The sequence below is a fragment of the Nonomuraea sp. MTCD27 genome (genome assembly GCF_041950495.1).
Lineage (GTDB): Bacteria > Actinomycetota > Actinomycetes > Streptosporangiales > Streptosporangiaceae > Nonomuraea.
Map to the genome: position 1 here is coordinate 186,733 of NZ_JBGNUW010000014.1, position 18,637 is coordinate 205,369.

An 18,637-nucleotide genomic window follows, 5' to 3' on the forward strand; every position below is an offset into this window, starting at 1 on the left:
ACTGGCGTGGGAGCGCGCTGTGCCGCAGCGTTTCTGGCGGACGGAGGTTTCTGGGCGGTGTCGCGCCTGGTCGGCAGGGCGCCCGAAAGGCGCACGTTTCCGGACAAACGGCCTCCGTGACGTTCACCTGTGGCCGAGTTGGGAGGGGCACGTATCGTCGATCCGGTGGGCTTGATGTGGATCGCCGTGTCGTTGTCGCTGCTGGTGTGCGTGACGGTGGCGGTGGCGGGGTTGTCGCGCTCGGCGCTGCGGTCGCGTTTGCCCGCGCTGACGTGCGTGGGCGCGGTCGGCTCGCTGGCCGTCACGCTGGCTCATGTCATCGGCGCCGTGCGGCCCGAGCCGGGTGCCGCCGCGCTGGGCATGATCGAGAGCCTGGCGCTCATGACGCTGGCCGGCCTGATCACCCGGTACGCGCCGGCTCGGCGGGCGGCGCTGGCCGTGCCCGCGGCGGGCGTGGCCGCGGCCACCTGGTTGCTGCGCTTCTTCACGCCGGTCTCACCGCTGGAAGGGCTGGGCGTGTGCGCGTTCTGGGGGGCGGGTGCGGTCGTTGCCGTCGCGGTGGGGGGTTACCTGCGCTTTCTCGATGTACGGCAGGTCCGCGCCGTGGCCGACACGCGCACCGCGTTGCGACTCCAGCTCGCCAGGGACCTGCACGACTTCGTTGCTCACGACATCAGCGAAATGGTGGCGCACGCCCAGGCGGGCAGGGTCGCGGGGGATCCGCGGCAGGCGCTCGAACGCGTCGAGGTGGCGGGGCAGCGCGCCATGTCGATGCTGGACCGTACCCTGGACATGCTCCACCACGACCGGCCCCTCACCTCCACCGGTGGCCTCGGTGGCATCCGTGAGGCGGCCGAACGGTTCTCCGCCGCCGGCCCCGCTCCGGTCCACCTGTCCATGGACCCGCGGCTGGACCGGCAGGTGGCGATCCCGCCGGAGGCGGCCGCCCTGGCCTACCGTGTCGTGGTCGAAGGCCTCACCAACGTCCGGCGGCACGCTCCCCAGGCCGGCCGCGTCGACCTGGGCGTCAGCGCCGGACCCGGCCGCCTGGAGATCACGATGACCAACGACGGCGTGACTCGAGCGCGGAGCGGCCGGCGTGGCGGGTCCGGCCTGCCCGGTCTGACCGAGCTTGTCCGCGCGCAGGGCGGCGAACTGGTCACGAGGGCGGTAGGCGATGGGTGGTCGCTGACCGTGTATCTGCTGCTGGCACAATCGCCGGAGTGTCCACCCGCATCCTCATCGCCGACGACCAGGAAGGCATCCGAAGCGCCTTCCGCATGATTCTCGACGCCCAGCCGGACATGACCGTCGTGGCCGAGGCCGCCGACGGCCGCACCGCGATCGATACCGCCAAGGCGATCGAACCTGACGTCGTGCTCGCCGACATCCGGATGCCCGGGGCCGACGGCATCGAGGTGGCCCGCGCCCTCGCCGGCACCGACATCCACGTGGTGATCGTCACGACGTTCGGTCTGGACGAGTACGTCCACGCGGCGCTGCGGCACGGCGCCGCCGGGTTCATCCTGAAACGCTCCGGCCCCACCCTGCTCATCGAGGCCATCAGGGCCGCGATGAACGGCGACATGCTGATCAGCCCGCAGCTCACCGTCCGGCTGCTGCGCCGCCACGACGACCTGCCGCACCGTACGCCGAACGTCGTCCTCACCGAACGGGAGGACGAGGTCGTGGCGCTGCTCGCGCACGGCAGGACCAACGCCGAGATCGCCGCGGAACTCTTCCTCTCCCCAGGCACGGTGAAGAACCACGTCGCGGCCGTCCAGCGCAAGACCGGCACCAGGAACCGCGTCGCCATCGCGGCCTGGGCATGGGCGACCGGCCGCGCCGAGCCCTGACCGCGGGCCACAGCTCCCGTACCGCGGTGCGGGCGCGTGCGGGAGCGTGCGGTTCAGCGTCCGGCGCCGTCTCCGGTCAGGACCGCCTGGGCCTTCTCCGCCTGCCGCGGGTCCGACTTCCGGCGCCGGTGGTAGCAGACGGTGGCGATGGCCAGGGCGGCGCCCCAGATCGGCCAGAAGCACTCCGGCAGCCAGGCTCCCCACTCAGCCCAGGAGAACCGGCCGGCGATCATCGACCTGATGTAGGTGATCCCCGCCACGGTGACGATGATCGAGACGAACCCGGCGGGGATGACCGCCAGCAGCGGCGGCACTCGCCTGCCGCGCACTCCGATCATCCAGCGCGGGAAGATCACTCCCCACCCCTGGGTCAGCCCCAGGGTGAGCACGCCGCCGCACGCGCCGAAGGTGGCCAGGTAGGCGCCCGCCAGCCACATGCCCTGCGGGGCGTCGGCCAGGAAACCCTCGCTGACGCCGAGGGGGATGCCCAGCACCCACGCCCACCGGGTGGCGCAGTAGAACAACGGCACCGCGACCGCCACGTACACCGCGATGCGCCCGCGCTCCGGGGTGAACCAGCTCTCGCGCTCCCGGTCGCGGGTGGCGGCCAGGGCCGCGGCGGCCAGCAGCAGACCGCCGAGCGCGCACACGAGCTGGTTGAGCACCGGCCAGGTCCAGGCGCCGGCCAGCGTGGCGCCGCCCAGGTCCCAGCCGAAGGCGGGGGCGACCAGCAGCAACGGCGTGTAGGCGACACCCATCATCACCCGGAAGTCGGGAATCACCAGGATCAGGAGCGCGGCGATTGGCCAGGCCAGGAACAACGGCGCCCGGTTGGCGCTCCTGCGGTTCAGCGCCAGCGCCGTCACCGCGGTGATCACCGAGAAGGCGACGATCCACCAGCCGAAGCCCGGGGTCGTCCAGGCCAGGATCGACAGTTGCCCGTCGGGGTCGGGGTCCTCGGCGCCCCAGGGGAAGCCCGGCATCCCCAGCGCCCATCCGGCGCCGAGCGCACCGTAGAGCAGCGCCCAGAGCGCGGCCGCGTAGCCGTACCGGCCGGAAGTGAAGGATTTCATGCGTCAAGCCTTCCGGCCGGGCCGGCCGGTGGACCAGATGCCGTTCGGCACCTCCTGCGGCCGGCAGAGGTGCCCTTCGGCACGCATCACGGCCCTTTCCCCGGACAGGGGAGAAGCGTCTGCGCTTTTCACACCTCGAGGGATCCCGTCCGATCGACACCCCGCGACACTCAGGGCGCGTCTAGATCAGCACGCTTGGGGATTCGGGGGTCAAATGACGCAAGGTACTGGTGGATTTGCCGCCGAAGTGGGGGGTGAGCGCGCGATGGAGCACGGTGCTTAGGTTCGCGGGTTGTGGCGCGGCGCTCAGCATGTCGCTGTACGTGGCGGTCAAGGTCTTCTGGGTCGGCGCGGGGTTGCTCGGCATGGCCTGGACGGGTACGGCACCGCCGACTGGGTGCTGCTGAACGCGGTCTCCGTGGTGATGGCGGCGACGGCTCCGCCTCGCAAGGGGAGACGGTCTTCCTCACCATCGGTTTCGCCGGGATGGCCGTGGCCGCCGGGCTGGGCCTGCTCTGGTCCTCGTGGGCGGTGGGCGGACGCTGGGCCTGGACCCGGCCCATCGCGACCACTGGGATCTCGACGGGCGGCTGCTGAACGCGAGTTCCGCACTGTGGGCTCTGCTCGGAGTCTGGAGTGTCTGGACGATCACGCGGTGCCGGCCTGCCCGGCTGCGGCGGTGGATCCCGATGACGGTGGCGCCAGGGCCAGGTGCCCTGCGAACACGACACGCAGCCGGACAGGGGTGCTGCCACGTGTTCAGACGGTCGTCCGCCTGCCCAGTGGACGCTGTTTACGCGGCGACGGCGTGCCGCGCTCGACGTAGTGCTTGAGGTCGTCGAGCAGGTGGCGGCCGGTGCGGTTGACCTGGGCGAGGATCCACCAGCGGGCCAGCCCGCCGAGCGCACCGCGGGTCTCGAACCGCCCTTCGTAGGTGGCGCGCGCACTGTCGGCGTCGATCGGCGTGATGTGCCAGCGGTTGCGGGCGAGGGTGACGAACGCCGGTGCCCCTGTCGCCTCATAGGTCAAGGTGCGGGCGCCGTCGTCGTAGGCGACGATCAGCTCGGTCACCCGGGGTACCAGCCGTACGCCGGTGGTGCAGACCCGGCCCGCGACCGGGCGCCTTCGACGGCCGGAGCGGCCGGATCCGCGGCGGTCGACGGGTGCTGGAACGTGATCTCCGCCAACCGGGCGTGCTCGGCGCTGTTCGGCGAGCTGGTCGGCACCAACATCGCCCGCCGCTACTTCGCCGACCCGGCGGCCACCGCGGCGTTGATCGTGAACTGGCCCGAGGTCGCCTGGGCCGGGCTGGCCCGACTGCGTCACCAGCTCGCCCTGGCGCCCTTCGACGAAGAACTGCGCGAACTCGTCGACCTCGCCCAATCGGCGGTCTGCGGTCTCGCCCGCCCGGCGGCGCCGCCCTCCGAGCTGGTGGTGTGCCCGTGGTTCCGGGCGGGCGGGCAGGTGGTGCGTACGATCGGGATGGTCGCCCGCTTCGACGCGCCCGCCGAGGTCACCCTGGACGAGCTGCGCATCGAGCTGACCTATCCGCAGGACGCGTCCGCGGAGCGCTTCTTCCGCGACCTGGACCGGAACCCCGGCAGCGCGCCCGGCACCGGCCCCGACCCAGGTCACATGGGGTGACGGCGGTTCACGGTGGCGGTGTGCGGCCGCCGTGGTGGAGGAAGTCCCGCTCGGCGCCGGGAGGTGCCAGGGCGGCGGCGCGCTGGTAGGCGGCGGCTGCCTCGCCGTGGCGGTTCAGGCGCCGCAGCAGGTCGGCTCGGGTGGCGTGGAAGGGGTAGTACTGGTCCAGGTCGAGCCGGTCGATCAGGGCCAGGGCGGTGGCGGGGCCGTGGGTCTCGCCGACGGCGATGGCGCGGTTGAGCGCGACGACGGGGGTGGGGGTGAGGGCGTACAGGTGGTCGTAGAGGGCGACGATCTGTGGCCAGTCGGTGTCGGCGGCGGTCGGGGCGTCGGCGTGGACCGCGTTGACGGCGGCCTGGAGCTGGTACGGGCCGGGACGGTCGCGGGCCAGGCAGCGGCGGACGATCGCGTGTCCCTCCTCGATCAGGCCGCGGTCCCACCGGCCACGGTCCTGCTCGCCGAGCAGGACGAGGCTGCCGTCCGGCCGGGTGCGCGCGGCTCGGCGGGACTCGATGAGCAGGAGCAGGGCCAGCAGGCCGGCGACCTCAGGCTCGTCGGGCATCAGCGCGGCCAGCAGGCGGGCCAGCCGGATCGCCTCACCGCACAGGCCCCGCTCGCCCGGGTCGGGCTGGCCGGTGGTGTAGATGAGGTAGATCACGGCCAGCACCGGGGGCAGCCGGTCGGGCAGCTCGTGGTCGGCGGGGATCCGGTACGGGATGCGGGCGGCCCTGATCTTGCGTTTGGCCCGGACCAGGCGCTGTGCCATGGCCGGTTCGGTCACCAGGAAGGAGCGGGCCACCTCGATGGTGGACAGACCGCCGAGCAGCCGCAGGGTGAGCGCGACCTGCGTCTCGGCCGCCAGGGCTGGATGGCAGCAGGTGAAGATCAGTCTGAGCCGGTCGTCGGGCACGGCCCCTCCTTCCGGGGACGGGTCGCCGTCGGGGATCAGCAGCGCCGCCTCGCCCAGGAGACGTCGTTCGCGCGTCCGGCGGCGCAGGCGGTCGATCGCGCGGTTGCGGGCGGTGGTGGTGATCCAGCCGCCGGGGTTGGGCGGCAGCCCCTCGGCCGGCCACTTGTCCAGCGCCAGCGTGTACGCCTCCTGGAGCGCGTCCTCGGCCACGTCGATGTCGCCGAGCAGGCCGATCAGCATGGCCAGCGACCGGCCGTACTCCTCGCGGAAGACCCGGCCGATCAGGTCCTGGCCTGCACCGGTCATTCTTCGGACGCGGCGGCGAACGGGCGTACCTCTATCGGCGTGTCGATGGCCGCGGTGACCTTCGCGGCCAGGGCCAACGCGGCGTCGAGGTCAGCGGCCTGGATGAGGTAGAAGCCACCGAGGCGCTCCTTGGACTCGGCGAAGGGGCCGTCTGTGGTCACGATCTGCCCGCCGGCGGCGCGTACGACGGTGGCGGTGTCGGCGTCGTGCAGGCGACCGGAGAAGACCCACGTCCCGGACGACTTCATCTCCTGCTCGATGCTGCCGAGCCGCTCGTGGGAGCGCCGCATCTCCTCCTCGGACATCGGCTCGCGAACCTGGCCCTCGACGCTGTGCACGGACAACATGTAGTGCGGCATGGTGGTGTTCCTCTCCCAGGGGCGGATCCGTCCGCCCGGTCACCTGACTACGAACGGGCTGCACCCGGATCGACACCTGCTCTCAAGAAAATCTAGCCATCTTGTCCGGCGGCGGGACAGGGGCGGGCCGCGGACCCTACGGCGTGATCGGGTCGGCGGCCGGGATGCTTCGGATCTGCTGGTCAAGGGCCTTCAACTGCGCGTGATCGTCGGTGGCGAACAGGACGTACAGGTCGACGAGCATCTCGGCGATCGAGGCGGTGAGGCTGATCAGCGCCACTGCCAGACTCACCCTGGCGAGGATCTGCCCGGCACCGCGGCTGCGTACCCGGCGGAACAGTTCGACGCAGGCGATGGCCAGCAGCACGAAACCGACGAGCCACACCGTATGGGCGATCGTCGACCATGGCTCGACTCCTTCGTTGCCCGCACCATGCCGGCCACCACCCCCGCGCGGAGGCGGGTGAACAACACGTGAGCCTCCTCTCCACCGGCAGGTGCGGACTGGCCCCATGCCTCCAGCCGATCTCAGCGAGTCGGTACGTGCCGCAGACGGTGCAGGCGTCAGCCCGAGGCGACGCCGCGGTCTTCGCGTCGCATGTCCCCGCTCCCGGGGGTCCCCGCTCCCTGGCCGTAACGCAGGAGTACGGCGCCCGTGGACGAGGTGACGGGCGGTTCGAGGAGCACCAGGTTGGCCGGCACCTCACCGCCGTCGAACACCTTCTTGCCGACGCCCAGCACGACAGGGAAGATCCACAGGTTGAGCCGGTCGAAGAGGCGCTCGTGCAGGAGGGTCTGCACCAGGTTCAGGCTTCCGATCACGTGGACGTGCTCGTGCCTGTCACGTAGCTCGCGCACGGCGCCCACCAGGTCGGGCCCCAGCTGCGTCGAGCCTGCCCAGCTCAGGTCGGGGTTGCCCCGCGAGGCGACGTACTTCGGGATGCTGTTGAACAGCGTGGCGATCCCGCCGTCGACGCCGTCGACCTGGTCCGGCCAGTACGCGGCGAAGATGTCGTACGTCCTGCGGCCCAGCAGCAGGGCGTCCATGCCCTCCATCCCGGCACCGACGTGCCGGCCGACCGTCTCGTCGAACAGGGGAGCCTGCCATCCCCCGAACGGGAAGCCGTCGGGGTCCTCCTCGGGATCGCCCGGCGCCTGGCCGACCAGGTCGAGCGTCGCGAACAGGTCGATGTGGATCGTGCCCATGGTGTCCTTCTCCTTCGTGTCCCGGCTCGTTCGCCGGTACGAACTTGGACCCGTGGGCGGCCGCGAACTCATCGAAATCGACGAACCTTCCTGGAATTTTGGGCCTTGTGTAAGGCCCGGTGTCAATTTAAGCTGCGCCGCAAGTTAAGAAACTTTCCTAACCGGGTCGCCGGAGACGGCGCGCCCGGTGTTGAGCGACCCCCGAAAGATCGGAGCCGTTCGTGAGGCGAAGTGCAGGTGCGAGGATCTTCGCGGTCGTGGCCGCGCTGGTGGTGCCGCTGGTAGTGCCGTCCGGCGCGAGCGCGGCCGGAGCGCGGGCGGCGGCGGCCGACCCACTGGTGTCACAGGGCAAGAGCGCGACGGCCTCCTCGGTCGAGGCGGCCGGCCTGGAGCCGGGCAAGGCGGTGGACGGCAGCGCGTCCACGCGGTGGGCCAGCGCCGAGGGGGTGGACCCGCAGTGGATCCGGGTGGACCTCGGCTCCACGCACACCGTCTCCCGGGTGCGGTTGACCTGGGAGGTCGCCTACGCCAGGGCGTACCGGGTGCAGACCTCGCCCGACGGGTCCACCTGGAGCGACGTCTACTCCACCACCGCCGGCGACGGAGCGACCGACGACCTCACGATCAGCGGCAGCGGCCGGTACGTGCGGGTCTACGGCACGCAACGCGGCACCCCCTACGGCTACTCCCTGTGGGAGATGGAGGTCTACGGCGCTCCCACGGGCGGCGGGGGCGGCACTCCGGTTCAGGCCAACGGGCAGCTGCGGGTCTGCGGGATCAAGCTCTGCAACGAGAACGGCAAGCAGATCCAGTTGCGCGGCATGAGCAGCCACGGCATCCAGTGGTACAACCAGTGCCTCAACGACGCCTCGCTCGACGCGCTGGCGAACGACTGGAAGGCCGACGTCCTGCGCATCTCGATGTACATCCAGGAGGGCGGCTACGAGACCAACCCCCGGCTGTTCACCGACCGCGTGCACTCCCTGATCGAGATGGCCACCGCCCGCGGGATGTACGCGATCGTGGACTGGCACATGCTCACCCCCGGTGACCCGATGTACAACCTCAGCCGGGCCAGGACGTTCTTCACCGAGATCGCCCAGCGGCACAACGGCAAGAAGAACGTCCTGTACGAGATCGCCAACGAGCCGAACGGCGACGCCGTCACCTGGTCCGTCATCCGCGACTACGCGCACCAGCTCATCCCGGTGATCCGGCAGTACGACCCCGACGCCCCGGTGCTGGTCGGCACCCGCGCGTGGTCGTCGCTCGGCGTCTCCGGCGGCGGCAACGAGACCGAGATCGTCAACAACCCGGTCAACGCGGCCAACATCATGTACACGTTCCACTTCTACGCGGCCTCCCACGGCACCGAATACCTGAACACGCTGTCCCGGGCCGCCGACCAGCTGCCGATCTTCGTGACCGAGTTCGGCACCCAGACCGCGTCCGGCGACGGAGCCAACAACTTCGCCAGGTCGCAGCAGTACCTCGACCTGCTGGCCCAGAAGAAGATCAGCTGGGTGAACTGGAACTTCTCCGACGACTTCCGTACGGGCGCCGTCTTCACCACCGGAACCTGCCCGAACGGCCCGTTCGCCGGGACGGGCAACCTCAAGGAGGCCGGTGTCTGGGTCCGTGACCGGATCCGCACCGCCGACGACTTCTGACGCTGTGAGGCGTGTGGCGCGGGCGTCCCGAGGAGGGGCGCCCGCGTCCGGCGTGCCGGGCGGCAGACCACCGCACCCACGTGCTGCCCGCCCGACGCTCGTGAACCGTGGACGCGTCCGAGATTTACCGTGGACGCGTCCGAGATTCTCCGCGCCCATGTCGTGCCGGGGGCTTCGCCGATCGTCTTCCAGTCAAAGGCCGGGTAGCAGAGCACCGGCCGATCGCACCGTGGAGACGGACATGAAACCGACGCTGAACATCATCGACATCGTGGTGTCCGACATGGACGCCTCGATCGCCTTATACGCCCGGGCTGGGCCTGGAGTTCGAGATCGATGAGCACTCGCCCGAGCACGCCGGCTGCGACCTGCCGTCCGGCCTGCTGTGCTTCGAGTTCGGCAACCCGGCCGGGGTGGACGGCGAGTACGCCGAGCTCGTCGAGGCGGGCTGCCGCGGGATCGCCGGGCCGTTCGACGCGTTCTGGGGGATGCGGTACGCCACCGTGGCCGATCCGGACGGCAACGGCGTGGATCTGTACGCCACGCTCCCCGCAAGCTGACACCACCGCAGGATCGAGGAGGCCGGTATGAAGTACGTGCTGATGTTCGTCGAGACCGAGCAGTTCGCCAAGCAGCTGGAGGCGATGGGCGAGCTGGAGCAGCAGGCCGCCTATGAGGCGGTGGGCCGGTGGTTCGCCGAGCACGCTGACAAGATCACCCATCACGTGCACCTGGCGCCGGTGCACACGGCGACCACGGTGCGGCTGGATGCGCAGGAGCCGGTGGTCACCGACGGGCCGTTCGTGGAGGGCAAGGAGGTGGTCAGCGGATTCGCCGAGGTCGAGGTGGCCGACCTGGACGAGGCGCTGCGGCTGGCCCGTTCGTGGCCGGCCTGCCCGGTCGTGGAGATCCGCCCCGTCACATGAGGGAGCCGGTGCACGAGGAGGTGCTGGCCGGCACGGTACGCGAGCACGCGGGCCGGCTGGCCGCCTCCCTGGTGTCGCTGCTGGGCGACTTCTCCGCCGCCGAGGACCTGGTCCAGGACGCCGTCGAGACCGCGCTGCGCCGCTGGCCCGAGGAAGGCGTGCCGGACCGGCCGGACGCCTGGTTGTTCACCGTGGCCCGGCGGCGCGGCCTGGACGTGCTGCGGCGCGAGTCGAACTACCGCGCCAAGCTCGCTCAGCTCACCTGGCCGGAGCCCGCCGCGCGCGACGACCGGCTGCGGCTGATGTTCACCTGCTGCCACCCGGCGCTGTCGCGTCCGGCACAGATCGCGCTCACCCTGCGGGTCGTGTGCGGGCTCAGCACGGCACAGATCGCCGCGGCGTTCGTCGTGCCGGAGGCCACGGTGGCGCAGCGGATCACCCGCGCGAAGCGGAAGATCGGCGAGGCCGGGATCCCGTACCGCGTCCCGTCGCAGGAGGAACTGCCGGAGCGGCTGGGTGAGGTGCTGGCGGTCGTCTACCTGCTGTTCAACGAGGGTTACCTGTCCAGCACGGCCGAGCGGGCCCAGGCGCGCGACCTGGTCGAGGAGGCCGAATGGCTGGCCGGGCTGCTGGCCAACCTGATGCCGAAGGAGCCCGAGGTGGCCGGGCTGCTGGCGCTGATCCGGCTGCATCGGACGCGCGGCGCGGCCCGCTTCGACGCCGGGGGGCGCCTGGTGCTGCTGGCCGACCAGGACCGCGGCCTGTGGGACCGGAAGGCGATCGAGGATGCGAGCGCCCTGCTGATCCGGGCCGCCCGCGCCCACCACCGGCCGGGCCCGTATCAGCTGCAGGCGGCGATCGTGGCCTGTCACGCCGAGGCCGAGACCTTCGCCGACACCGACTGGGCACAGATCCTGGTGCTGTACGACATGCTGCTGTGCCTGGCGCCGTCGCCGGTGACCCGGTTGCACCGGGCGATCGCGGTGCGCTACGGCCAGGGGCCGCGGGCGGCGCTGGCCGAGCTGGCGGAGCTCGGCCCGGCGCTGGAGCGCTACGCGCTGTTCCATGCCACCCGAGCCGAGTTGCTGCGGGACCTGGGCCGCCGCGACGAGGCGCGGCGGGCCGACGAGCGGGCCCTGGAGCTGACCGTCAACCCGGCCCAGCAGGAGCTGCTGGAGCACCGGCTGCGCTGGGACTGAGGTCCTGACCAGGCGGTGGCTCACCGGAATGGAGCCGTCGATCAGGGGAGCTCCCGCCGCTCCAGGGTGTCGAGCCGGTCGGCGGCCTGGCCGGCGAGTTCGGTGCGGTTGGCGACGTGGAGCTTGGCGTAGACGTGCGCCAGGTGCGTCTTGACGGTGCCTCGGCTGACGAAGAGGCGGGCGGCGATCTCGGGGTTGGACAGCCCTTGCACGGCGTACTCGGCGACCGTCCGTTCGGTCGGGGTCAGGGTCGGGATCGCGGTCGGCCAGGCCATCCAGCGCACCCTCACCCGCATCGCCGACCCGGTGATCGCCGAGGAGTTGCGCGCCACCGTCCACATCGGCGCGCGCTGCTCCTACCGGCCCCGCCGGGCCTAGACCCGGGGGAAGGCGACCGGGCTGCGGTGGCCGTCGCGGTCCACGGCGCGCAGCCCGAACTGCACGTTGTCCTTGGCCAGGTCGACGGTGGCCGTGGTGACGTCGCCGACGTCGATGGCGTGGGTCCACTCCGGCGAGGTGGTCTCCCGCCACACGATCTCGTAGCCGGCCAGGTCGGGATCGGTGCCGCGGTCCCAGGTGAGCGTGGTGTCGTTGGTCAGGCTCGTCGCGTTGATCCGGACGTTCTTCGGCGTGCCGGGGGCCTGGGCCAGGGACCACAGCGTCGCGGCGTTCACCTTGGCGACCCGGGCGGTGTAGGCGTAGTCGACGAACTCCGGCAGGTCGCCGAACTGGACGCCGTCCTCCACCCGTACGTCCTGGTGCTCGTGGTCGTAGTTCTCGCGCGGCTCGGTGAAGCGGGCGGCCGGGTAGCCCTGCCGGATGAAGGAGATGTGGTCGCTGCCGCGCAGGTAGCGGTCGCGCCGCCAGATCACCCGGATCTTCATGCCGGTCTCGTCGTTCTCGGCCACGTCCTTGACGAAGCGGCCGAGCTGCCGCGACGGGCCGTCGTTCTCGCCGCCGACGGACTGCCGGGTGGACGCCTCGGCGGGGGTCTCGGTGGTCGGCACGCCCTCCACGAAGAGGCGTACCGTGTGCGGTTCGGGGCGGGTGCCGTCCCAGCCGGAGCTGGCGCCCACGATGTCGTTGCTGAACATCGCCTGCACGTCCGCGCCGGCCTCCTTCAGCCGCGCGGCCATGTGCGCCGAGCCGTACAGGCCCTGCTCCTCGGCGCTGACGGCGGCGAACACCAGCGTGCCCTCGGTACGGCGGGTGGCGAAGAGCCGGGCCAGTTCGAGCACCACGGCCACGCCGGACGCGTCGTCGTCGGCACCGGGGGCGTCGGCGGTGGCGTTCATGACGTCGGTGACGCGGGAGTCGAGGTGGCCGGTGACGACGTACAAGCGCGCCGGCGAGGCGTCACCGCGCAGCGTGCCGATGACGTTGGTGATGGTCGTCGGCTGGGGGATGCGCGGGCTGACCGGCTGGACGAACGACTGCCTCTCGACGGTCATCCGGCCGCCCGAGGTGGCCGCGATCTCCTGGAACCGGGCATGGACCCACTCCACGGCGGCGCCGATGCCGCGGACCGGGTCGGTCTGGGTGGACAGGGTGTGCCGGGTGCCGAAGGCGACCATCTTCAGCACGTCCGCCTTGATCCGGACGGGGTCGACCTCGCGTAACAGGGCGCGTAGCTCCCGGTCGGGGCGCTGGGGCGGGGTCGGACGGCCTGGGCCGTCCTGGCCGGTGGCGGACTGGCCGGTGGTGGACTGCCCGGTGGCGGACGCGGGCTCGGCGACGAGAGGTACGGCCAGGGCGCCGGCGGCCGATGCGGTCAGGAACGTACGGCGGGTCGAATGAGGGTGACTCGTTTCCATGACATTGAATCAACCTCCTCCGCACCGCGAGCGCCAGAGGGAGATTCGGCTCACGGTTCGTGGCCGGCCCGTTCCTCGAACAGCTCGGGCAGGAAGTGCTCCAGGTTGCCGATCTCCGGCTCCGCCTACAACGAATTGACCCACAGAACCAATTTGGTCAGTTTGTCTCGTAGCCTGGTGGGGCGAACCGATGAAAGGAGCCGTCATGGCAGGCACGCGCAAGGGTGGCCGCGCGCTGGTGGTGGGGCTGGGGATCGCGGGGATCGCCACCGCGGTGCGGCTGCGGCAGGTCGGATGGGAGCCGGTGCTGGTGGAGCGGGCGGCCGGGCGCCGCTCGAACGGGTACTTCATCATGCTGTTCGGCACCGGCGTCGTCTCCGCCGGGCGGCTGGGGGTGCTGGACGCGATCGGCAACCGCGGGCCCGCGGACCTCGCGATGTACGAGGTCGATCGGGCCGGGCGCCGTCGTCCGGGGATGAGCCCGGCCGCCCTGCCCGGAGGGCCCCGCCAGGTGCTGCGCGGGGACGTGGAGCAGGGGCTGTTCTCGGCGCTGCCGGACGACGCGGAGATCCGCTACTCCACGGTGCCCACCCGCATCGTCCAGGACGACTCCGGGGTGGCGGTGACGCTGCACGACACCGCGGCCGGCACCACCGTCACCGAGCGGTTCGACCTGGTGGTGGGGGCCGACGGGATGCGCTCTACGGTGCGCCGGTTGGCCTTCGGCCCCGAGGAGTACCTGCACCCGCTGGACTACATGATCGGCGCCACCGTCCTGGACGGACCGGTCGAGGGCTTCCGCCAGAACGAGGGGATGGTGCTGGCCGAGCCGGGCCGGTCGGTGTGGACCTTCCCCTTCTCCGACCATGCCCCGGGGCTGCTGTTCTCCTACCGCACGGGTGACATCGACGCCGAGTTCAGCCGCCCGCCGATCGAGTCCGTCCGGGCCGCGTTCGGGCCCGAGCCCGCCGGGCCGCTCCTGGAGGACCTGCTGGCCCGCTTCGAGCGGGCCCCGGAGTTCCTGTTCGACTCCGTGCACCAGGTCAAGATGCCGCGCTGGCACCGCGGCCGGGTCGTGCTGATGGGGGACGCCGCCTGGTGCCTGACCCTGTACTCCGGCATGGGCGCCTCCAGCGGCATCGCCGGCGGCGAGCTGCTGGGCAGCATGCTCCAGCGGCACGATCTGCCCGGGGCGCTGCGGGCCTGGGAGGCGCGGATGCGGCCGTTCATCCAGTACCAGCAGGACAACATCCTGTCCATGCGCCGGCTCTTCACCCCCGACGACCGCAAGGAGCAGATCCTGCGTACCGGGATGTTGCGCCTGATGCGCGCCCCGGGCATCGGCAGGGCGATGGGCAAGATAATGGCCAAGGACATGCAGGCCAGGAACGTCGACGTCGCCGCGGCCTGAGGAAAGAGGAGACAACACCGGTGAGCCAGTTGGTCGAACTCCATTCGCGCAAGGCCGCCCGCATCCTGGACAGCGCGCGCGAGCTGGTGCTCGACCACGGCGCGGGCAAGGTCACCGTGTCGGAGATCAGCCGCGCGGCCGGGGTCGGCAAGGGCACCGTCTACCTCTACTGGCCCAGCAAGGAAGACCTCATCCGCGGCCTGTTCGCCCGCGACCAGCTGACCGCCCTGGAAGCGGCCATCGGCCACATCACCGCCGACCCCGCCAACGTCCGGCCCAGCCGCCTGGCCCCGTTCATCGTCCGCACCGCGCACCGGCTCCCGCTGGCGCGGATCCTGCACAGGAGCGACCCCGAGCTGGTACGGCTGCTCACCCAGGAAGCCGGCGACCGCGAGCTGTACGCCCGCACCAACCCCGCCGCCATGGCCGGCGCGGTCCTGCCGATCCTGCGCCGCCACGGCCTGGTCCGCGACGACCGCCCCTTGGCCGGCCAGACCTACGCCCTGCACGCCGTGCTCACCGGGTTCTCCGCCGCCGTCTCCGACCCGGCCTCGGCCCCGCCCGGCGTCGACGACCCGGACGCGCTCCTCGCCGACACGGTGGGCCTGCTGGTCGACCCGCCCGTCCCTCCTGGTGAGGCGGCCGTCGCCGCGGCCGCCGAGGAGGTCGTCGCCGTCTTCCGCGAGCTCCGGGACGCGGTGCTGGACCTCATCGACCGTGGCCAGGCCGGCGAACAGTCGACCTGAGCGGGCGCCGGAAGACGTGCCGACCCGGGCCGAACAACGTAAGGTGCGGGCAGGACGGGGGCCTTCGGCGGAATTGGGAGCCTTTGTGGACGATGGGCGCATGATCGAGCCGGCCACCGCCCGGGAGGCCCACGACGTACTGGAAGGGCTTCTCACGGTCCCCCGTACGGCCTCGGAATGGGACCGGCTGGCCGGGCTGCTCGACGAGGCCGACCAGGCCGTCGCGCTGGGCGACGATCAGGCGCTCCTGGCGGTCGTCACGGCGATCGACTGGCTGACACCCCGGGGCGAGTGGATGAAGCTCGGCGAGGGTGACGGACGGGCCGAGGGCGAGGCGCCGAAGCGGGTACGCCTGCGGGTCAACAAGCTGGTGCACGCGCTGGCCCCGTACCTTTCGCGGGACGAGCCTGCGCCGTCCGGTCCGCCGGAGGGTGGGGAGGAGTGAGGCGGCGACCGCTGCTCCGGGATCACGCGCTGGCCGTCTACCTGTTCTCCCCGCTGACCGGGCCGGCGGCGGACGCGGGCCGGCGGCGCCTTCTCGACATCTGGCGGCGGTGCGCGGACACGTTCGGCATGACCCGTGCCGTTCCACGGCTGGGCGTTCCCGCGGCACCTCCCGACGACCTGACCGTTGCGCCTTCCCCACGACTGACGGGCCGCGCTCCCGACGACCTGCCCGGCGCGCTTCCCCCGTTGCTGGCCGCGGCGGAACGCCCGGGGAAGGGGGTGTGGGAGCTGGTGCTGCGGTCCGAGCACGACGTCCTCTGCCTGGGCGTCATGCTGGCGCCCGCCCGCGACGAGGCCATGGGCTGGAGCGCGCTGGAACGCGCCTGGCTGGAGGTCTCGGGCGGCCCGGCGCCCCTGCTCGGTGAGGTACGCCTGCTGCTCGCCGCCCACACCGCCGGCCGTGGCCGGGGACGTCCGCCCGCGGCCCTGCGCGACGCCGTACGCCAGGACGGCGCCCCGGTGGGACCGGACGGGCGGCGCCTGCTGACCGGGGTCGACGCCTGGGAGCTGCCGGACGGCGACGACGCCCGGGCGCTCAGGCGGCTGGTCGTCACGGCCGCCGCCGATCGGCAGGCGCTGCTGGCCCGCTGGGTGTGGTCGGGTGACCCCGCCGGGATCCCCTGGCTGCCCCGCTACCTCATGCACATGGCCAAGGTGCGTTACCAGCTGCGCGTGCACGCCGCGGAGGTGTCGTTCCGCGACCTGGGTGCCCGCGTCGACGGCGCCGCGGCGGGGCTGGCGGCGCTCGGCGTACCCGACGAGCCGGTTCCCCTCGACCGGCTGCTCGCCGCCCGGCGGGAGCTGACCCAGGTGCAGGCGGACTCGTCGGGCCTGCACCTCACCGCGATCGCGATCGGCGAGATGAGCCGTTCGGTGGAGATCGCCGAGGCCAACATGGCGGCGGTGCTCGCCTCCGAGCTGGACGGGTTGTCGCCGGACGGCCGGTCTCCCCGGGTGCTGTTCGACGACGGCCGGGTGATCGACTGGTTCCGGGCCGAGCTCGACGACGACCGCCACTACCTCCAGGCCACCACGGAACGCGCCGCCGAGATCGGCCGCGTCATCGGGCTCCTCATCCAGCAGCGGCTCCAGGAGCGCGAGGAGGAGGCCCGGCGGCGGCACGAGTGGCTGACCCTCCTGCAGACCTCCTTCCTCGGCGCGCTGGTGATGGGGCTGGCGGCGATCCAGGCCCTGACGTACAAGCTCCCGTTGCCGGGGCCGATCCAGCCGCCGCTGATCGCGACGCTGGCCGCGCTGGCCCTGTGCCTGCCCACCGTCGCGTACCGGTACTCGCCGGGACCCGTCGCGGCCCGACCGGCCGTCGCGGGCCACGCCGCCCTCGCGGCCGCCGGCGGTGCGGTGGGCTGGCTGGCCATCTCGGCGGCGACCTACGTGCTGCCCGTGCCGCTCGCCGCGCCACCCTGGACGGCGGCGGTGTCCGCGCTCTGCGCGGCCGTTGCGGTCGCCGCGTCCGCCTGGCGGAACCGACGCGTCAGACGTGCCGAGGAGCCGGGCGGCTGACCACGTGAACGCCGAGCCGAGAACGGTATGGTCGCTGCCACGCCGCTGAGCGCGGGCCACGGCGCGCGAAGTCGCGCCGCGCGGGACACGGCGCTCAGGTCTGTGCCGCGTCGACCCCAGCAGGGAGCCAGTTGCCGTGGAAGCCGGTGGGGACGCGGACCGGCAGGCGTATCTCCGCCACCGGCCGGGCCGCCAGGTCGGCCGCGTCCAGGATCGCCAGGTAGCCGGTGCCACGGGAGCGGTCGTGGGCGAAGGTCATCAGGTACCCGTCGTCGTCCCCCGACGCCCCGCGCCGCGGGACGAAGACCGCCTCGCCGCAGGTGTGCCCGGCGGGCAGCCGGTGCGTCTGCCGGGCCGCGCCCGCGGCGAAGTCGTACTTGTGGATCTCGGAGCGTTCCGGCTCGGCCTCCAGCGAGAAGCTGGTGACGTACCCGAAGCGGTTGCGCCGCCCGACCTCGGCGTCGGCGACCCGCGGATACTCGATCGCCGCGTCGTCCAGCCGGCGCTCGGCGACCGTGCCGGTGGCGAGGTCCAGCCGCCATTCGTGCAGGTTCGGCAGGCCGCCGCCGACGTCCTGGGGGCCGTCGCGCCACAGCGTCGGCACCCGGCAGCCGGTGACCGTGATCGCGCCGTCCGCCTCTGAGGCGTTCATGGTGTGCCACACGTAGCACGGCTCGACCTCGAACCAGCGCGCCGGCCCGCCGTCGCGGCGCATCACGCCGAACCGGGCGCCGTGCGCGTCGTCCCACCGCCACGGCATCCCGCCGGCGGCGGCCATGGCCGGGTCGAAGACGACGGGCAGGTCCATGAAGATCGCGTGGTCGCGGGTGACGGCGAAGTCGTGCATCATCGTCGCCCGCCGGACCTCGACCACCTGCGCCTGGAGCAGCTCGCCGGTCGGGGCGGCGCGGTAGTAGGTCAGGTACGGCGGGCGCAGGCGGGAGCCGAAGAACACCAGCTCGCCGGTCTCCGGGCAGATCTTGGGATGCGCGGTCATGGGCGTGCGCAGCGCCCCGCCGAAGGTGAACGGTCCCACCGTGTCCAGCTCGGGGGTGATCTCGTACGGGAAGCCTCCCTCCTCCAGGGCGAGCAGCCGGCCCGCGTGGTGAACCAGGTGGGTATTGGCGGTGGAGACCCGGTGGTCCACGTGCCCGGTGGTCGGGTCGAAGGCCAGGGCCAGGCGGGACTCGCCGGGGTGCTCGTACAGCGGGGTCCGTACGTACCGGTTGCGGTACCAGCGGGCCCGCCCGCCGTCCAGGACCACGGCGTGGACCATGCCGTCGCCCGCGAAGTAGTGCGGCGACCAGCCGGTCCGCGGGTTGGGACCGTTGCGGAGGTAGGTCCCGTGCAGTTCCTCGGGGACGGAGCCGATCACCTCGGACGGCTCCACCGTCACCTCCTCGGTGACCGGTGCGTTGTTGCCCGCCAGGTGGAGGGGCGGGCCGGGGTTGTGCGCGGTCGTCATCTGAAGGGTTCTCCCGTCGTTCGA

General features: G+C 72.1%; 21 protein-coding genes. 12 read left to right on the forward strand and 9 right to left on the reverse strand.

Annotated elements, in window-relative coordinates; genetic code table 11:
* Positions 1 to 174: 174 nt before the first annotated feature.
* Positions 175 to 1,284, forward strand: a complete 1,110-nt coding sequence (locus ACBJ59_RS36050) for a sensor histidine kinase (RefSeq protein ID WP_375114870.1) — start codon at positions 175 to 177, stop codon at positions 1,282 to 1,284.
* Positions 1,224 to 1,856 carry a response regulator gene (locus ACBJ59_RS36055; RefSeq protein ID WP_375114652.1) on the forward strand — a complete coding sequence of 211 codons (633 nt, stop codon included), beginning with the start codon at positions 1,224 to 1,226 and terminating at the stop codon, positions 1,854 to 1,856. The genes ACBJ59_RS36050 and ACBJ59_RS36055 overlap by 61 nt, the downstream gene beginning before the upstream one ends.
* Positions 1,857 to 1,909: 53 nt before the next feature.
* On the opposite strand, the gene ACBJ59_RS36060 is transcribed toward ACBJ59_RS36055, so the two are convergent.
* The gene (locus ACBJ59_RS36060; protein ID WP_375114653.1) at positions 1,910 to 2,929 is read right to left on the reverse strand and encodes a hypothetical protein; all 1,020 of its coding nucleotides are present in this window, start codon (positions 2,927 to 2,929) and stop codon (positions 1,910 to 1,912) included.
* Positions 2,930 to 3,204: 275 nt separating this feature from the next.
* Between ACBJ59_RS36060 and ACBJ59_RS36065 the strand changes: the two genes are divergently transcribed.
* Positions 3,205 to 3,336, forward strand: coding sequence for a hypothetical protein (locus ACBJ59_RS36065; RefSeq protein ID WP_375114654.1), 132 nt, complete (start codon positions 3,205 to 3,207; stop codon positions 3,334 to 3,336).
* A gap of 352 nt (positions 3,337 to 3,688) precedes the next feature.
* Here ACBJ59_RS36065 and ACBJ59_RS36070 read toward each other — a convergent pair whose 3' ends face one another.
* A complete protein-coding gene (locus tag ACBJ59_RS36070; protein ID WP_375114871.1) occupies positions 3,689 to 4,000 on the reverse strand; it encodes a hypothetical protein in 312 nt (103 codons plus the stop codon).
* Here ACBJ59_RS36070 and ACBJ59_RS36075 point away from each other — a divergent pair.
* Positions 3,899 to 4,573: a hypothetical protein gene (locus ACBJ59_RS36075; protein ID WP_375114655.1), complete on the forward strand. Its 675-nt coding sequence runs from the start codon at positions 3,899 to 3,901 to the stop codon at positions 4,571 to 4,573. The genes ACBJ59_RS36070 and ACBJ59_RS36075 overlap by 102 nt on opposite strands.
* A gap of 7 nt (positions 4,574 to 4,580) precedes the next feature.
* Here the strand turns inward: ACBJ59_RS36075 and ACBJ59_RS36080 are convergent, their stop codons facing one another.
* The 4 genes from ACBJ59_RS36080 to ACBJ59_RS36095 form a co-directional block, all read right to left on the reverse strand.
* The gene (locus ACBJ59_RS36080) at positions 4,581 to 5,789 is read right to left on the reverse strand and encodes an RNA polymerase sigma factor (RefSeq protein ID WP_375114656.1); all 1,209 of its coding nucleotides are present in this window, start codon (positions 5,787 to 5,789) and stop codon (positions 4,581 to 4,583) included.
* Positions 5,786 to 6,148, reverse strand: a complete 363-nt coding sequence (locus tag ACBJ59_RS36085) for a YciI family protein (protein ID WP_375114657.1) — start codon at positions 6,146 to 6,148, stop codon at positions 5,786 to 5,788. The genes ACBJ59_RS36080 and ACBJ59_RS36085 overlap by 4 nt, the downstream gene beginning before the upstream one ends.
* A 136-nt stretch (positions 6,149 to 6,284) precedes the next feature.
* Positions 6,285 to 6,515, reverse strand: a complete 231-nt coding sequence (locus ACBJ59_RS36090; protein ID WP_375114658.1) for a hypothetical protein — start codon at positions 6,513 to 6,515, stop codon at positions 6,285 to 6,287.
* Positions 6,516 to 6,712: 197 nt separating this feature from the next.
* Positions 6,713 to 7,354 carry a dihydrofolate reductase family protein gene (locus ACBJ59_RS36095; RefSeq protein ID WP_375114659.1) on the reverse strand — a complete coding sequence of 214 codons (642 nt, stop codon included), beginning with the start codon at positions 7,352 to 7,354 and terminating at the stop codon, positions 6,713 to 6,715.
* A 221-nt stretch (positions 7,355 to 7,575) separates the two neighbouring features.
* On the opposite strand from ACBJ59_RS36095, the gene ACBJ59_RS36100 reads away from it, so the two are divergent.
* From ACBJ59_RS36100 to ACBJ59_RS36115, 4 genes are all read left to right on the forward strand, one after another.
* Positions 7,576 to 9,024, forward strand: coding sequence for a cellulase family glycosylhydrolase (locus ACBJ59_RS36100; protein WP_375114660.1), 1,449 nt, complete (start codon positions 7,576 to 7,578; stop codon positions 9,022 to 9,024).
* Positions 9,025 to 9,437: 413 nt separating this feature from the next.
* Entirely contained in the window at positions 9,438 to 9,584 is a 147-nt protein-coding gene (locus ACBJ59_RS36105) for a VOC family protein (protein WP_375114661.1), read from the forward strand.
* A gap of 27 nt (positions 9,585 to 9,611) precedes the next feature.
* The gene (locus ACBJ59_RS36110; protein WP_375114662.1) at positions 9,612 to 9,950 is read left to right on the forward strand and encodes a YciI family protein; all 339 of its coding nucleotides are present in this window, start codon (positions 9,612 to 9,614) and stop codon (positions 9,948 to 9,950) included.
* Positions 9,947 to 11,149, forward strand: coding sequence for an RNA polymerase sigma factor (locus ACBJ59_RS36115; protein WP_375114663.1), 1,203 nt, complete (start codon positions 9,947 to 9,949; stop codon positions 11,147 to 11,149). Before ACBJ59_RS36110 ends, ACBJ59_RS36115 begins: the two co-directional genes overlap by 4 nt.
* Before the next feature lie 41 nt (positions 11,150 to 11,190).
* On the opposite strand, the gene ACBJ59_RS36120 is transcribed toward ACBJ59_RS36115, so the two are convergent.
* Both ACBJ59_RS36120 and ACBJ59_RS36125 read right to left on the reverse strand, forming a co-directional pair.
* The gene (locus ACBJ59_RS36120; protein WP_375114664.1) at positions 11,191 to 11,490 is read right to left on the reverse strand and encodes a response regulator transcription factor; all 300 of its coding nucleotides are present in this window, start codon (positions 11,488 to 11,490) and stop codon (positions 11,191 to 11,193) included.
* 33 nt (positions 11,491 to 11,523) lie between these two features.
* Entirely contained in the window at positions 11,524 to 12,963 is a 1,440-nt protein-coding gene (locus ACBJ59_RS36125; RefSeq protein WP_375114665.1) for a M20/M25/M40 family metallo-hydrolase, read from the reverse strand.
* A 205-nt stretch (positions 12,964 to 13,168) separates the two neighbouring features.
* Between ACBJ59_RS36125 and ACBJ59_RS36130 the strand changes: the two genes are divergently transcribed.
* The 4 genes from ACBJ59_RS36130 (at position 13,169) to ACBJ59_RS36145 (ending at position 17,148) form a co-directional block, all read left to right on the forward strand.
* Positions 13,169 to 14,374, forward strand: a complete 1,206-nt coding sequence (locus ACBJ59_RS36130) for an FAD-dependent monooxygenase (protein ID WP_375114666.1) — start codon at positions 13,169 to 13,171, stop codon at positions 14,372 to 14,374.
* 20 nt (positions 14,375 to 14,394) lie between these two features.
* Positions 14,395 to 15,120: a TetR/AcrR family transcriptional regulator gene (locus tag ACBJ59_RS36135; RefSeq protein WP_375114667.1), complete on the forward strand. Its 726-nt coding sequence runs from the start codon at positions 14,395 to 14,397 to the stop codon at positions 15,118 to 15,120.
* Positions 15,121 to 15,220: 100 nt separating this feature from the next.
* Positions 15,221 to 15,565, forward strand: coding sequence for a CATRA system-associated protein (locus ACBJ59_RS36140; protein ID WP_375114668.1), 345 nt, complete (start codon positions 15,221 to 15,223; stop codon positions 15,563 to 15,565).
* Positions 15,562 to 17,148: a CATRA conflict system CASPASE/TPR repeat-associated protein gene (locus tag ACBJ59_RS36145; protein ID WP_375114669.1), complete on the forward strand. Its 1,587-nt coding sequence runs from the start codon at positions 15,562 to 15,564 to the stop codon at positions 17,146 to 17,148. The genes ACBJ59_RS36140 and ACBJ59_RS36145 overlap by 4 nt, the downstream gene beginning before the upstream one ends.
* Positions 17,149 to 17,242: 94 nt before the next feature.
* On the opposite strand, the gene ACBJ59_RS36150 is transcribed toward ACBJ59_RS36145, so the two are convergent.
* Positions 17,243 to 18,613, reverse strand: a complete 1,371-nt coding sequence (locus ACBJ59_RS36150; RefSeq protein WP_375114670.1) for a carotenoid oxygenase family protein — start codon at positions 18,611 to 18,613, stop codon at positions 17,243 to 17,245.
* Positions 18,614 to 18,637 lie beyond the last annotated feature (24 nt).

Excerpts from the sequence above, each read along its gene's own strand:
- ACBJ59_RS36115 (WP_375114663.1), top strand. The coding sequence starts at position 9,947 with ATGAGGGAGCCGGTGCACGAGGAGGTGCTGGCCGGCACGGTACGCGAG.
- ACBJ59_RS36130 (WP_375114666.1), top strand. The coding sequence starts at position 13,169 with ATGGCAGGCACGCGCAAGGGTGGCCGCGCGCTGGTGGTGGGGCTGGGG.
- ACBJ59_RS36140 (WP_375114668.1), top strand. The coding sequence starts at position 15,221 with ATGATCGAGCCGGCCACCGCCCGGGAGGCCCACGACGTACTGGAAGGG.
- ACBJ59_RS36060 (WP_375114653.1), bottom strand. The coding sequence starts at position 2,929 with ATGAAATCCTTCACTTCCGGCCGGTACGGCTACGCGGCCGCGCTCTGG.
- ACBJ59_RS36050 (WP_375114870.1), top strand. The coding sequence starts at position 175 with ATGTGGATCGCCGTGTCGTTGTCGCTGCTGGTGTGCGTGACGGTGGCG.
- ACBJ59_RS36080 (WP_375114656.1), bottom strand. The coding sequence starts at position 5,789 with ATGACCGGTGCAGGCCAGGACCTGATCGGCCGGGTCTTCCGCGAGGAG.
- ACBJ59_RS36125 (WP_375114665.1), bottom strand. The coding sequence starts at position 12,963 with ATGGAAACGAGTCACCCTCATTCGACCCGCCGTACGTTCCTGACCGCA.
- ACBJ59_RS36150 (WP_375114670.1), bottom strand. The coding sequence starts at position 18,613 with ATGACGACCGCGCACAACCCCGGCCCGCCCCTCCACCTGGCGGGCAAC.
- ACBJ59_RS36110 (WP_375114662.1), top strand. The coding sequence starts at position 9,612 with ATGAAGTACGTGCTGATGTTCGTCGAGACCGAGCAGTTCGCCAAGCAG.
- ACBJ59_RS36095 (WP_375114659.1), bottom strand. The coding sequence starts at position 7,354 with ATGGGCACGATCCACATCGACCTGTTCGCGACGCTCGACCTGGTCGGC.
- ACBJ59_RS36085 (WP_375114657.1), bottom strand. The coding sequence starts at position 6,148 with ATGCCGCACTACATGTTGTCCGTGCACAGCGTCGAGGGCCAGGTTCGC.
- ACBJ59_RS36120 (WP_375114664.1), bottom strand. The coding sequence starts at position 11,490 with ATGTGGACGGTGGCGCGCAACTCCTCGGCGATCACCGGGTCGGCGATG.